Source organism: Plantibacter flavus (genome assembly GCF_900177615.1).
Classification (GTDB): domain Bacteria; phylum Actinomycetota; class Actinomycetes; order Actinomycetales; family Microbacteriaceae; genus Plantibacter; species Plantibacter flavus.
Genome location: NZ_FXAP01000001.1, coordinates 55,006 through 68,659, shown reverse-complemented (window position 1 = coordinate 68,659; position 13,654 = coordinate 55,006). Strand labels below are relative to the sequence as shown.

Here is a 13,654-nt window from a genome sequence, read left to right as displayed (position 1 = left end):
GTCCCCGGTCACCGAGCCACCACCCCCGGTCACTGAGCCTGTCGAAGTGCAGCCCCACCCGACTCACCCCGCCCTTCGACAAGCTCAGGACCGAAACACGATCACGAACCGAAGGGTCCCCGGTCACCGAGCCACCACCCCCGGTCACTGAGCCTGTCGAAGTGCAGCCCCACCCGACTCACCCCGCCCTTCGACAAGCTCAGGGACCGAAACACGATCACGAACCGAAGGGTCCCCGGTCACCGAGCCACCACCCCCGGTCACTGAGCCTGTCGAAGTGCAGCCCCACCCGACTCACCCCGCCCTTCGACAAGCTCAGGGACCGAAACGGCCTCAGGGACCGGAGGCGACCCGGCGCCGCCGGTTGCCGATCCATCCGATCGGGATCGACAGCAGCAGGAGGTACAGCGCCTGGGCGCCGAGCCCCGGCACCGTCGCGGCCAGGACGCCGGCCAGCAGCATCAGGCCGATCGGGAACCACACGAGCACCCAGGGTTGACGCGGCGCGGCCGCCGCTTCGTCGCTGAGCAGCCCGTCCCGCTCGACGACCACCTGCTGGAGTCGCACCGCGACCATCGACACGAGCATCGTCGCGATGTAGAGCGTGGGGGCGCCGCGGTCGTCACCCGTCCCGTCGAAGAGGAGCACCGTCGGCAGCGGCAGGAACACGATCCCGGCGAGCCAGAGGAAGTTCAAGGTCACGAGTCGCGTCGAGTACTTGGCGGTGCGCTCGAACAGGCGGTGATGATCGCGCCAGAAGTTGGCGATGACGACGAAGCTCAGGGCCGCTGCGGCGAGTCCGGTCCAGTTGTCGCCGATGAACGCGGCCACGGAGCCGTCGTCATTCTCCTGCGCCAGGTCGACGAGCGGGAGGATGATCAGCGTGATCGCGATGGCGACGACGGCGTCGCTGAAGTTGACGACGCGGTCGAGCCCGCGCTCCGTCGTCGGACCGGGTCGACGACGGCCAGTCAGACGCCCCTCCTCGCCGGCCATCGTCAGCTCACGTCGGCGTCGTCGGTCGCGGTCCCTTGCACCATGGCGACCCAGCGGGCCAGGAAGGCCGCGCCAGCCTCGTCGTGTATGAGCGTCGGGTGGGTCAGCACCGGGTACGCCTTCTCGGGGACGCCGTCGGCGGGACGGACGTCCACGTGCGCGACCTCGAACCCGTGCTCGAACAACCAGTCGGCCATCGCGTAGTCGCTCCGGGAGTCGCCGACCGTGCGCCAGGCGAGCGGGAGCGCACCGCCGTCGGCCTCGAGGAGTTCGAGCGCGCGCTCGGCGCCGAGGTCCTTGCCGAGCCGGACCGACTCGATGTCGGTGGAGATGATGGTCGGGTCGATGCGGTATTGCACGAGGCCGGCGTCGTCCGGGTAGCGGCCGGGTGCGTGCTCGACCCCGAATCCGCGACGGGCGAGCTCGGCCCGGGCGTCGTCGTCGAAGTGCTTCCGCACGACCGCGTAATCCGCTGCCGGCACCTCGACGTGTTGCTCGACCGAGACCATCGCGCGCTTGGTGTGGTCGAAGAAGACCGTCTCGGCGTACCGTTCGTCGACGAGGCGCTCGATGACGTCGCCGTAGCCCTCCGGCATGGCGACGTCCTGATCGAGGCTCAGTTCGTCGACCCCGGCCGCCGAGAAGCCGAACCACACGGCACCCTTCTCGCAGATGCCGTAGAGCCGGACATCGTCCGCGAGCCCGGCGGCCAGGAGCGGTGGGACGACCACCTCGCGGAGGAACGCATCGCTCCGCCCGGTGTTGAAGGCGATGGGGACCCCGGCGTTCGCGAGCGTCGCGAGGTCCTGCGCGATGCTCGGGACGTTGATCGTCCGGGTGATCGGACTGGCGATGGGGCCGTCGACGTCGAGCAGGAGACCGAGGATGGGGCGGGACGCGTTCACGGGTTCAGCCTAACGAGCACCCGGCGTGGATAGACTCACTCCACCATCACCGGTGTTCGAAGGAGATCACTCGTGTTCATCAGTCCGCATCCCGACGTCGAGATCCCCGACCTGAGCGTCTACGACACCCTGTTCGGCGGCATCGCCCCGAGCGACCTCGACCGCATCGCCCTCCGCGACGGCACGACCGGCGCGGAGACGAGCTATCGACAGCTCATCGGCCAGATCAACGCCCTGGCCGGCGCCCTCGCGGCGGCCGGCATCGGGGTCGGCGACGTCGTCGCCCTCCACGCGCCGAACGTCCCCGCCTTCGCGACCGTGTTCCACGGCATCCTGCGCGCGGGTGCGACGGCGACCACGGTGAACGGTCTCTACAACGCCGAGGAGATCGAGGCGCAGCTGCGCGACGCCGGCGCGACGATGCTGTTCACCGTCTCCCCGCTGCTCCCCCAGGCCTGGGCTGCGGCGAGCGCCTGCGGCATCCCCTCCGACCGCGTCGTCGTCCTCGACGGCGCGGAGGGGCACGCGTCGCTGAGCGATCTCCTCATGCGCCGACTCCCCGCGCCGGACGTCTCGTTCGACCCGGCAACGCATGTGGCGGTGCTGCCCTACTCGTCCGGCACGACGGGTCGGCCGAAGGGCGTGATGCTCTCGCACCGGAACCTCGTCGCGAACGTGCAGCAGTCCATCCCCCAGCTCGGCATGGTCGCCGACGATCGGATCCTCGCGGTCCTGCCGTTCTTCCACATCTACGGGATGACGGTGCTGCTCAACCTCGCGCTGTCGCGGCGCGCCTCGCTCGTGACCATGCCGCGGTTCGACCTGGCGGAGTTCCTCCGGATCATCCAGGACTTCCGCTGCAGCTACGTGTTCATCGCCCCGCCGATCGCGGTCGCGCTCGCGAAGCACCCGCTCGTCGACGAGTTCGACCTCTCGAGCGTCCACACGATCTTCTCCGGTGCCGCACCGTTGGACGCGACGCTCGGGCGGGCGGTCGAGGAGCGCCTCGGCTGTCGGATGCGGCAGGGCTACGGCATGACGGAACTCAGCCCGGTCAGCCACGCGATCGCGTTCCAGGCCGAGGGGGCGTCCCTCGACAGCGTCGGCACGACGCTCCCGAACATGCAGTGCAGGATCGTCGATCCGGAGACCGGCGCCGAGGTGGACTACCCGGCCGAGGGCTCGGACGAGGAGAGCGCAGCGGGCGAGCTGCTCTGCGCCGGCCCGAACGTCATGCTCGGGTACCTCGGCAACGAGGAGGCAACTCGCCAGACCCTCGAGGACGACGGATTCCTCCACACCGGCGACATCGCGACCGTCCGCGGCGACGGCACCGTGAGGATCATCGAACGGTTGAAGGAGCTCATCAAGTACCACGGCTACCAGGTTGCGCCGGCGGAGCTCGAGGCGCTGCTGCTCGGCCACCCGGCGATCGCCGACGCGGCCGTCATCGGGGTGCTCGACGACGAGGGCCAGGAGGTGCCGAAGGCCTTCGTGGTCCTGCAACCGGGCCAGGACGTCTCCGCGGAGGCGGTCATGGCGTGGGTCACGGAGCGCGTCGCGCCGCACAAGAAGATCCGGCGCGTGGCGTTCGTCGACGCCATCCCGAAGTCGACCTCTGGGAAGATCCTCCGGAAGGACCTCCGGGCCGCGGAGGCCGCCCCCGCAGGTTCCTGAGCTGCGCCGTACTGAACCTGTCGAAGTGTCGAAGGGCGCCCTTCGACAGGCTCAGGGACCGAAGGCCGGTCGGGACCGAAGGCCGGTCGGGACCGAAGGCCGGTCGGGACCGAACGCCGGTCAGGATCGACCGCCGCTCAGCGACCGACGGCGGCGACCATCCGGTCGAAGGCCGCGTCGAGCTCCGGCTCGGCCGGCTGCCAGTGCGGGTTCGCGTCGTGGAACGCGACCATCTCCGCCGCGCCGTCCCAGAACGGAATGGTGGGCCGGAACTCCGGGACGAGACTGCGGATGCGGGTGTTGTCGAAGACCATCGGGAACGCCTTGTCGCCGAGGAGCGTCGGCCCGAGGGGCGGGTGGACCTCCGCGATGACGTCGGACGGCACGTGCACGATGTGGGCCTCCACGCCGGCTGCCTCCGCGATCCACCGGGTGATGTCGTTCCAGCTCGGTGCGTGGTCGCCCGTGATGTGGAAGGCCTCCCCGAGCACGTCGCGACGACCCAGCAGGCCGACGAACCCGACCGCGAAGTCCTCAGTGTGGGTGATGGTCCAAACAGTCGTTCCGTCGCCGTGCACGACCACCGGCTTGCCCGCGCGCATGCGGTCGAGGTCGGTGCGTCGGCCCATCGTCGGGATGAGCGTCCGGTCGTAGGTGTGCGAGGGGCGCACGATCGTCGCCGGGAACCCCTGCTCACGGTAGGCGTGGACGAGGACGTCCTCGCAGGAGATCTTGTCGCGCGCGTACTGGGAGAACGGGTTCCGGAGCGGCGTCGACTCCACGACGGGCAGGCGCGGAGGAGGCTTCTGGTACGCCGATGCGGAGCTGATGAACACGTACTGGCCGATCCGCCCGGCGAAGCGGTCGATGTCCGCCTGCACCTGCGGTGGCGTGAACGCGGTGAACTGCGCCACCACGTCGAACTCGCGCGAGCCGAGCGTCTCGGTCACCGCGTCGGTGTCGCGCACGTCCGCGCGAAGGAGTTCGACCTCCTCGGGAAGGGGGCGGACGTGGGACAGGCCGCGGTTCAGGACGGTGACGTCATGGCCGAGCGCCACCGCTCTGGCGACCGACGCCGAGGAGATGATGCCGCTGCCGCCGATGAACAGGATGCGCTTCGTCGTCATTGGTCCATCCTCGCGCACCAGAGACAGACTCGCCCAGGCCTTGCCCGGATCGGATCGGGAGGTCCGTCGTGGGCACTTCGACAAGCTCAGTGACCGGGCCCATCCGGTCCCTGAGCCTGTCGAAGGGCAGTGACCGGACGGGGTCAGCGCTCGCGCTTGGTGAACGCCATGGCACCGACGACGAGGGCGAGCAGCACCCCGGAGACGAGTCCCCACACGACCGGCGCCTCTGGTCCGAGGACCAGGAGCATCAGCAGCGCGGCGAGTGCGAGGACCCCTGCGACGACGAGCGCCGTCGTCCATTCGTTCCATCGCATCCCACCAGCCTAGGCTCCCGTCACCACGAAACGGCGACGCGGGAGCCGCTGAGACGGACCGACGGACCCGCTCAGCGGTGCTCGGCGAGCATCTCCTCGGTCCGTTCCCAGAGCCCGCGGGCGAGGGCGACGTCGTCGGCGAGCTTGTTCGTGCGTGCGGGCTTCCGCTTCACGAAGTAGCCGCCCGAGGTCCAGTCGAGGCCCGGCTGACTCTCGGCGAGCCAGAAGAGCGTGTCGGCGCCCTCCTCGGGGGTGTTCAGCAGGCGACGACCGAGCGGGTTCGCATAGAGGAACCGCATCGCGCCGTCGGGCGAGCTGGAGAAGTTCGTCGAGATGACCCCCGGGTGGAACGCCGCCGCGGACAGTCCACGCGGGCCGTACCGGCGGGCGAGCTCTTTCGTGAAGAGGATCTGCGCCAGCTTCGCGTTGCCGTAGGCGCGCGTGGGCGAGTAGGAGCGTTCGGCGTCGAGGTCGTCGAGGTCGAGCTTCCCGAACAGGCGGTTGGCGACACTCGAGGTGTTGATGACCGTCGCCTCGGACTCGACGAGGCGGTCCAGCAGGAGGTGGGTGAGGAGTGCGGGTGCCAGGTAGTTGATCTGGAACGTCTGCTCGTGGCCGTCGGCCGTGACCCGGCGGTCGGCGCCGAAGATGCCGCCGGCGTTGTTGGCGAGGACGTCGATCCGCGGGTACCGCTCGAGAAGCTGTTCGGCGAGCAGCCGGACCTGCGCCAGTTCGGCGAAGTCGGAGATGAACGAGGCAGCCCCGATCCGCTGCGCGACGGCCGCCGTCTTCTCCGGTGACCGCCCGACCACCACGACCTGCTCGCCGGCGTCCGTCAACGCCTTCGCGGCCGCGGCACCGATGCCGTCGCTGGCGCCGGTGAGGACGATCACCCGGTCGCTCACGCGGAGGACTTCCGGGGGCGGGGCTCGCTGACGTTGGTCGGGCGCGCCCGCTGGTCGATGTCGGGGACCTCCCGGCCGATGGCGAGGTCGCCGGTCTTGTTGGCGTCCTGCATCATCGACTCGAGCCAGCTGCGGTTGAGCTCCGGACGCTGCTCCTGGTCGAACTCGAACTGCAACGAGATCGACGGGTGCACCCAGATCGTCACGCGTCCGCCGCCGGTCTCGAGCGAGCGCGGCCAGGAGATCGTGAAGGACTCGTTGCGCCGCAGCTTCATGACCGCGATCGACTTCACGTGCGCGAGCATCCGGTCGTCGAGTTCGAGTTCACGCGATGAACTCCCGTAGATCAGCTTTCCCACCAGATGTCTCCCTTTTGTGCCGGTCGTCCTCGCGCACCCTCGAATCAGGGCATCACGACGCCCGAGCACACCGGGCGTTGCCCCCATCGTAGGCGACCAGAGGATCGCCGTCGTGCCGGTTGACGAGCGGGCGGCAGCCCAATTCAGGGGTACCTGGTGTTGTCCCCCACAGCCTCGCGAGTACGTCAACTTCCGCGGAAAATCAAGGGATTTCGACGCTGTTTCGTGAACCTGGCAAACCCCTGGGCGACGTCGCCGTCGACCAAACCGCAGCACGCGACGCTCCCGAACGGCGTGCATGACCGTGAAGCCCGAATCTTCCGTCGTGCACCCGAACCCGTCGTCCGTCCTCGAACGATCCGTCGCTCCGGAAACGCGTCCCCGCCGTGCACGTCAGCCGTTGCGTCTCCCCAAGCTCGTCTCCCAGCTGATCACCTTCGGCCTCGTCGGCGGCACCGCGTTCGTCGTGGACGTCGGCGTGTACAACCTCCTCCGCTTCACCGTGCTCGACGACAAGCCGATCGGCGCGAAGGTGATCTCCGTCGCCGTCGCCACGATCGTCGCGTGGCTCGGCAACCGGGCGCTGACGTTCCGGACCGAGCACCGCCGCGCGGTGTGGAAGGAGGGTGCGCTCTTCGCACTCATGAACGTCCTCGGCCTCGGGATCGCCGCGGGGTGTCTCTTCGTCTCGCACTACGTCCTCGGCTACACCACGCCGCTCGCCGACAACATCGCGGGCAACGGCGTCGGTCTCGTCCTCGGCATGGTGTTCCGCTTCCTCGCCTACCGGTTCGTCGTCTTCCGGCCCGCCGAGTCGGCGACCAGTCGCCGTCGGAGCACGACGCCGCAGGAAGCGCCCGTCTCGAGCCCGGCCGCACCGGCACCCGCCGCCGCACCGCGCACCACGACCTCTCGTCGATCCGCCCCGACCCACGCACTGCCGACCTCTGGAGGCCTGTCCTGATGGCACCCGCACTCGCACCGCTGCTCGGAGCGCTCGCGCTCATCCCCTCCCGCCCGCTCGCCGCCACGGACGAGCCCGCTCCCCTACTGACCCCGCAGCCCGCGGCACCCACGGAACCGCTGCCGAACCGCGGCACGCTGGTGGACCCCGCGTCGGCGGCCGACCCCGGCTCCTGGAGCATCGGCGAGTGGCTCGGCTACGGCACCATGCTGCTGTTCGCCGCCGCTCTGACGATCATCGCCGTCACGACGCTCTACTGGATGCTCCACGCCTGGCGGTCGACCGGCCATCTGAAGAACACCGGTTTCGCCGCGGTCCCGCTGCCCGCCAAGCACTCCTTCACCCTCCTCGTGCCCGGTCGGCATGAGGAGGAGGTCATGGGTCAGACCCTCGACCGCCTCGCCGAACAGGACCACCCCGACTTCGAGATCATCGCGATCGTGGGCCACGACGACCCGGGGACCGAGCGCGTCGTCCGCGAGGCCGCCGCCCGGCACCCCGACCTGATCAGGGTCGTCGTGGACGACAGCGTGCCGAAGAACAAGCCCAAGGCCCTCAACCGGGCGCTCCAGATCGCCCGTGGCGACGTCGTGGGCGTGTTCGACGCCGAGGACGAGGTGCATCCGCGCCTGCTCACACTCGTGGACTCGCGCTTCACCGAGAGCGGCGCCGACGTCGTCCAGGGCGGCGTGCAGCTCATGAACTTCCAGTCGAGCTGGTGGTCGCTCCGGAACGTGCTCGAGTACTACTTCTGGTTCCGGTCGCGCCTGCACTTCCACGCGAACTCCCGCTTCATCCCGCTCGGCGGCAACACGGTGTTCGTGAAGAAGACGTGGCTCGACTGGTCGGAGGGCTGGGACGACGGCTGCCTCGCCGAGGACTGCGAGCTCGGCGTCCGACTCTCGAGCGCCGGCGCGACGGTGGTCGTGGCCTACAGTCCGGAGGTCGTCACCCGCGAGGAGACCCCAGGGACCCTCAAGTCGCTCTACAAGCAGCGCACGCGTTGGAACCAGGGGTTCCTCCAGGTGCTGAAGAAGGGCGAGTGGCGCAAGCTGCCGACGTTCCGTCAGCGCATGTTCGCCCGGTACCTGCTGTCGATGCCGTTCCTCCAGGCGGCGACCGGCCTCCTCATCCCCGTCTCGGTCCTGCTGGTGCTGTTCGCGAAGGTTCCCGCACCGATCGCGCTCCTCACCTTCATCCCGCTCGCGCCGACGATCGTCACCCTTGCGGTGGAGGCCTCCGGGCTCGGTGAGTTCGGCCGCCTCTACGGCCAGAAGGTCCGCCTCCGCGACTACGCGCGGCTGATCCTCGGCACCTTCCCCTACCAGATCTTCCTCGGCCTGGCCGCCGTCCGTTCCGTCTTCCGCGAGTGGAAGGGCGACCACTCCTGGGAGAAGACGGAGCACACCGGCGCCCACCGCAGCGAGGAGGTCACCGAGGCCACCGAGGCAGCTCCCGTCTCCGTCGACCTGCCCGACCGCGCACCCGAGCTCGTCCTCCAGAACGGAGCAACCCGATGACCGGCATCCTCGAACGCCCGGCCGCCCCCGGCCGACCGGAGCTCCACCTGGAGGGCGACCGCCTCGGCTGGCTCACCTCCGGCCCACCGGCACAGCGAGGCCCCGGCGTCGTGCGCCGCTGGTTCTCGCGCCACGGTCGCACCCTGGCCTTCCTCCTGCCCGTGCTCGCCATCGCCGCCGTCGTGCAGGCGATGAACCTGGGCGGATCCCCGCAGCGCATCGACGACGAGGGCACCTACACCGCCCAGGCGTGGAGTGTGCTGAAGCTCGGTGAACTCGCCCACTACACCTACTGGTACGACCACCCGCCGCTCGGCTGGCTGCAGATCGCGGCCTACACGGGGCTGACCGGTGCGTTCGACCGCTACGACATCGCCGTGGTGGCGGCACGTGAGGCGATGCTGGTCGCGACGCTCATCGCCGTCGTGCTCGTGTGGGTCCTGGCCCGCCGCCTGCACCTCAGCCGGGCCATGGCCGCAGTCGCCGCACTCGTGTTCGCGATCTCGCCGCTAGCGGTGCAGTTCCATCGCACCGTCTACCTCGACAACGTCGCGGTGCCCTGGCTCCTCGGTGCCTTCATCCTCGCGACGAGCCGCAAGCACCAGCTCGTCGGATTCGCGGGTTCCGCCGCCGCGTTCGGCATCGCCGTGCTCAGCAAGGAGACCTTCCTGCTCGCCCTGCCCTTCCTCGCCTGGACCATGTGGCGCGCGGCTCGGAAGGAGACCCGCCGGTACACGCTGCCGGTCGCCGCGACCATCGTCGTCGTCATCGGATTCACCTACGTGCTCTTCGCCGCCATCAAGGGCGAACTCATCCCCGGCCCAGACCGGGTGAGCCTCCTCGGCGGCGTCTTCTTCCAGCTCGGTTCGCGCGTCGCGAGCGGCTCGCTGTTCGACCCGGAGAGCCTGTCGGCGAAGACGCTCTCCATGTGGTGGCAGTTGGACGCGGCACTCCTCGTCACCGGGGCGGTGGCCGCCGTCGCCGGGCTCTTCATCTCGCGGCTGCGGGTCATCGCCGTGATGACCGTCTTCCTCGGCCTCTTCATGCTGCGTCCGGGCGGGTACCTGCCGGTGCCCTACGTCATCATGCTGCTGCCGTTCATGACGATCCTCATCATGGGTGTGACCGGCGCGGCCATCCACCGGTTCCGTCGCCGCTCGACCGTCGAGGCCGGTGCACCGCGCCGCCGTCTCCTCGGCGGACGCGCGGCCGGAGCCGTCTGGGTCGCCGCCGTGCTCGCGGCAGCCGTCGTCGCCGTCCCCAACACGGCCACCCAGCTCCGCGGCTTCCTCCTCGCCGACCTCGACAAGCCGGTCCGGCAGGCCCAGCAGTGGGTCCAGACCAATGTGCCGAAGGAGTCCCGTGTGATCGTCGACGACGCGATGTGGGTCGACCTCGTCGAGAGCGGCTTCGATCGCGACAACGTCATCTGGTACTACAAGATGGACACCGACTCCGCCGTGCAGGCCAAGTCGCCCAACGGCTGGCGCGACGCCGACTACATCGTCACGACCGACTCGATGCGGACCTTCCCGACCACCTTCCCCGAGGTGAAGGGTGCGATCGACAACTCCGAGCTCGTCGCGACCTTCGGCTCCGGGACGCAGGCCGTCGAGGTCCGACGTATCGACGCCGACGGTCTCGACGCGGCGGCCGAGCAGGCTGCCGGACGCACGGCGGCTCGGGCGGCACTCGGAGCACAGCTCCTGCTGAACCCCTCGCTCAGCGTCTCGGCGGAGGCCGCGCAGACCCTCAGCGACGGCCAGCTCGACTCCCGCGCCCTGCTCGCCCTCGGTCAGGTGCTCGCCACGACGCCGGTCCGGCTCGAGAGCACCCCGGTGCTCGACGGTGAGACGGGCGACGTGCGCCGGACCATGGTGCTCCGCACCGGCACCGAGGCGGGCGACAGCCGTCTGGCCGACTCCATCCGTTCGATCCAGGGCGACTACGCGGCCGACCGCGTCGAGCAGACGTCGGCCGGCGTGCGGGTCACCTACTCCGTCGTCGAACCCGACGTCGTCCGCTGACCGGCCTCCCGAGTACCGGCTCGAACCGGACGCCAGAACCATCCGAACCCCCGAACCACCCGAAGAACAGGAGTTCCACCATGCGAACCACCACCACGAGGCGACTCGCCCTCAGCGGCCTCGCCGCCGTCGCGACGGCAGCACTCATCGGCTTCGGCACCACCGCCGCGAGCGCCGCCACCACCGAGGCCGCAGGCTCCGGCTGGATCCGCGTCGGCCACCTCTCGGCCGACACCAAGACCGTCGACGTGAAGTTGTCGGCACTCTCCGGCGGCGCGACCGTGTTCGAACTCGACGACGTCGCCTACGGCCAGGTCTCCCCCTACACCGACCTCGCCGCCGGCACCTACGTGGTGTCGATGGTGCCCGCCGGGTCCCCCGACAGCACGAAGCCGGTCATCAGCACGAACGTGACCATCACGGCCGGGGAAGCGGCCACCGTCGCGGCCTACGGTCCCAACAAGGACCTGCAGACGAAGGTGTTCGAGGACGACCTCACCGGTCCGACCGAGGGCGCGGCGCGCATCCGGCTGATCCAGGCGTCGACCGACGTCACGAGCGTCGACGTCAGCACCTCGACCGGCATGCCCATCGCGAAGGGCGCCACCACCGGGACGGCGACCGACTATGCGAGCGTGCCGGCCGGCCCGTGGGACCTCGAGCTGACCGGCGGTAAGCAGTCCGCCGAAGCCTCCGTGAACCTCGCGCCGGGCACCGTGAGCACGCTCTTCGTGCTCGACAACGCCGCGGGTGGCGTCACCCTCATGCCCGTCCTCGACAGCTCAGCGGCCGGTGACGCACCCGAGGGTCCGGTGGAGACCGGTGGCGGTGGTCTCGCCAAGGAGTCGTCGACGCTCGCGAGCGTCCTCGACGACCTCGACGCGAAGCTCGTCCGGCTCGTGAGCGACCTCGGGACGGAGGTGAGCTGACCATGAGCGCCAAGAAGACGATCGGCATCGCCGCGACCGCGGTCGCCGCGGTCACCGCGACCGCCGTGATCGCCTCGCTGGCGACCGGGTTCCCGGCGAACCTCTTCCAGGGCCCGACGACTGCGTCACCCGGCTCCGCCGACGCCGACGGACAGCCTGACCCGACCTCGACGGTCACCGACCGGACCACCACCGAGGCCGCCGACGCGTTCCTCGCCGACTGGGTCGACGACGGCCGCGTCGTGCGCCGGGACCAGGGTGACGACACGGTCAGCGAAGGGCAGGCTTACGGACTGCTCGTCGCGGCCGGTGTCGGGGACGAGCAGTCCTTCACCGAGATCTGGGACTGGACCGAAACGAACCTCCAGCGGGCGGACGGGCTGCTCGCCTGGCAGTGGAGTGACGGCGAGGTCGTCGACGACGAACCCGCCAGCGATGCGGACCTCGACGCCGCCCGCGCGCTCGTCATCGCCGGCACCCGCTTCGACGAGCCCCGGTTCACCGAGGCAGGTGTCGCGCTCGCCGGAGTGATCGCGGACCGTATGACCGCCGAGACCGCCGCGGGCCGGATCCTGCTGCCCGGCGTCTGGGCCGCAGCGACCGAGCCCTACGCGTACAACCCGTCCTACGCCTCCCCCGTCGCCTTCTCGGTACTGGGTGCGGCGACGGGTGACCCGCGGTGGGCCGAGCTGCAGGCGGGTGCCGCAGCGGTCACGACCACCCTCCTCGACGAGAGCCCGCTTCCGCCGGACTGGGCCCAGGTGCACGCCGACGGCACCGTCGACGCCATGCCCGGCGCGGCAGGGAGCGGGCAGAGCGTCCGCTACGGCTACGACGCGGCCCGGCTCCCGATCCGCTACGCCGAGTCCTGCGACACCGCCGACCAGGCGATGGCCGCCCGCCTCGCGTCGACCCTCGCGCGCTCGAAGGAGCTGCGGGCGGAGACCGACCTCGGCGGATCACCGCTGACCTCCGACGTGCACCCGCTCGCCCTCCAGGCCCGAGCGGCCGCGCGCGCCGCCGTCGGCAACCTCCCGGAGTCGGCGGACGACCTCCGTGCCGCCGACGAACTCGCGCAGGAGGTGCCGAGCTACTTCGGCGCCGCCTGGGCAGCCCTCGCGCCCATGATGCTCACGACCGGTGAGCTGGACGGGTGCCCGCCGCTCACCGAAGGGGCCACCTCATGATCCGCGCACGACGCCGGACACTCGGCACGCTCGCCGCCGCCGGAGCACTCCTCACGGCGCTCGCCCTCTCAGGCTGCGCCACCACGCACTCCGGGCAGACGCCGACCTCGCCGAACGCCGCCGACGGGCCAATCACCTCCTCGGAGGCGACCGACCGTGGCGCCGCCGGTGCGAAGCAGGACCCGGTCGCCCAGGCGCCGGCCGCCGATGTCGGCGCGCTGAGCGTGAGCCGGGTGCAGATCCCGTCGATCGGGGTCGACGCGGCGGTCGAACCGCTCGAGCGCGACACGTCCGGTGTCCTCCTGCCGCCCGTCGAGTGGGAGGACGCCGGGTGGTACCGCGCCGGCGTCCTGCCCGGCCAGGTGGGGCCCGCGGTCATCGCCGGTCACCTCGACACGACCCTCCGTGAGGCGGTGTTCGTCCACCTCAAGCAGCTCGTGGCGGGCGACCAGGTGACGGTCACGATGTCCGACGGCTCGACCGCCATCTACGCGGTGGACCGCGCCATCGACGTCGAGAAGAAGACCTTCCCCACCGAGGAGGTCTACGGGCCGACGCCCGACGCGCAGCTCCGGCTCATCACCTGCAACGGACCCTTCGACGACGCCGCGGACACCTACGCGAACAACTACGTCGTCTTCGCGTCGCTCGTCGGCACGACCCCGTAGCGCCGCTCCTCGCCCCTCGCTCCCCGGCGCCGGTCGCCACTCCCGGCCCCCGGTCGCCACCCCCGGTCCCCGA

General features: G+C 70.3%; 13 protein-coding genes. 7 read left to right on the top strand and 6 right to left on the bottom strand.

The window, feature by feature from the left end:
* Positions 1 to 333 precede the first annotated feature (333 nt).
* Together B9Y95_RS00325 and B9Y95_RS00320 are read right to left on the bottom strand one after the other, a co-directional pair.
* Positions 334 to 996 carry a TMEM175 family protein gene (locus B9Y95_RS00325; RefSeq protein WP_085510201.1) on the bottom strand — a complete coding sequence of 221 codons (663 nt, stop codon included), beginning with the start codon at positions 994 to 996 and terminating at the stop codon, positions 334 to 336.
* A 2-nt stretch (positions 997 to 998) separates the two neighbouring features.
* Complete coding sequence (locus B9Y95_RS00320) at positions 999 to 1,901, bottom strand: hypothetical protein (protein WP_085510200.1); 903 nt, start codon at positions 1,899 to 1,901, stop codon at positions 999 to 1,001.
* A gap of 72 nt (positions 1,902 to 1,973) precedes the next feature.
* Between B9Y95_RS00320 and B9Y95_RS00315 the strand changes: the two genes are divergently transcribed.
* Positions 1,974 to 3,578 carry an AMP-binding protein gene (locus B9Y95_RS00315; protein ID WP_200811335.1) on the top strand — a complete coding sequence of 535 codons (1,605 nt, stop codon included), beginning with the start codon at positions 1,974 to 1,976 and terminating at the stop codon, positions 3,576 to 3,578.
* Positions 3,579 to 3,715: 137 nt separating this feature from the next.
* Here B9Y95_RS00315 and B9Y95_RS00310 read toward each other — a convergent pair whose 3' ends face one another.
* The 4 genes from B9Y95_RS00310 to B9Y95_RS00300 form a co-directional block, all read right to left on the bottom strand.
* Positions 3,716 to 4,705: an SDR family oxidoreductase gene (locus B9Y95_RS00310; protein WP_085510198.1), complete on the bottom strand. Its 990-nt coding sequence runs from the start codon at positions 4,703 to 4,705 to the stop codon at positions 3,716 to 3,718.
* Positions 4,706 to 4,848: 143 nt separating this feature from the next.
* Positions 4,849 to 5,022: a hypothetical protein gene (locus tag B9Y95_RS20595; RefSeq protein ID WP_159453306.1), complete on the bottom strand. Its 174-nt coding sequence runs from the start codon at positions 5,020 to 5,022 to the stop codon at positions 4,849 to 4,851.
* Between the two features lie 71 nt (positions 5,023 to 5,093).
* Positions 5,094 to 5,927, bottom strand: a complete 834-nt coding sequence (locus B9Y95_RS00305) for an SDR family NAD(P)-dependent oxidoreductase (protein ID WP_085510197.1) — start codon at positions 5,925 to 5,927, stop codon at positions 5,094 to 5,096.
* A complete protein-coding gene (locus B9Y95_RS00300; RefSeq protein WP_085510196.1) occupies positions 5,924 to 6,286 on the bottom strand; it encodes a DUF7882 family protein in 363 nt (120 codons plus the stop codon). The genes B9Y95_RS00305 and B9Y95_RS00300 overlap by 4 nt, the downstream gene beginning before the upstream one ends.
* 298 nt (positions 6,287 to 6,584) lie before the next feature.
* On the opposite strand from B9Y95_RS00300, the gene B9Y95_RS00295 reads away from it, so the two are divergent.
* The 6 genes from B9Y95_RS00295 to B9Y95_RS00270 all read left to right on the top strand — a co-directional run bounded on the left by B9Y95_RS00295 (position 6,585) and on the right by B9Y95_RS00270 (position 13,581).
* A complete protein-coding gene (locus tag B9Y95_RS00295) occupies positions 6,585 to 7,250 on the top strand; it encodes a GtrA family protein (protein ID WP_085510195.1) in 666 nt (221 codons plus the stop codon).
* The gene (locus B9Y95_RS00290) at positions 7,250 to 8,770 is read left to right on the top strand and encodes a glycosyltransferase family 2 protein (protein ID WP_234993921.1); all 1,521 of its coding nucleotides are present in this window, start codon (positions 7,250 to 7,252) and stop codon (positions 8,768 to 8,770) included. The genes B9Y95_RS00295 and B9Y95_RS00290 overlap by 1 nt, the downstream gene beginning before the upstream one ends.
* The gene (locus B9Y95_RS00285; RefSeq protein ID WP_085510194.1) at positions 8,767 to 10,797 is read left to right on the top strand and encodes an ArnT family glycosyltransferase; all 2,031 of its coding nucleotides are present in this window, start codon (positions 8,767 to 8,769) and stop codon (positions 10,795 to 10,797) included. Before B9Y95_RS00290 ends, B9Y95_RS00285 begins: the two co-directional genes overlap by 4 nt.
* 80 nt (positions 10,798 to 10,877) lie before the next feature.
* Positions 10,878 to 11,726: a DUF4397 domain-containing protein gene (locus tag B9Y95_RS00280; RefSeq protein ID WP_085510193.1), complete on the top strand. Its 849-nt coding sequence runs from the start codon at positions 10,878 to 10,880 to the stop codon at positions 11,724 to 11,726.
* A gap of 2 nt (positions 11,727 to 11,728) precedes the next feature.
* Complete coding sequence (locus tag B9Y95_RS00275) at positions 11,729 to 12,913, top strand: glycosyl hydrolase family 8 (protein ID WP_085510192.1); 1,185 nt, start codon at positions 11,729 to 11,731, stop codon at positions 12,911 to 12,913.
* Entirely contained in the window at positions 12,910 to 13,581 is a 672-nt protein-coding gene (locus B9Y95_RS00270; RefSeq protein WP_085510191.1) for a sortase domain-containing protein, read from the top strand. Before B9Y95_RS00275 ends, B9Y95_RS00270 begins: the two co-directional genes overlap by 4 nt.
* Positions 13,582 to 13,654: the final 73 nt, after the last annotated feature.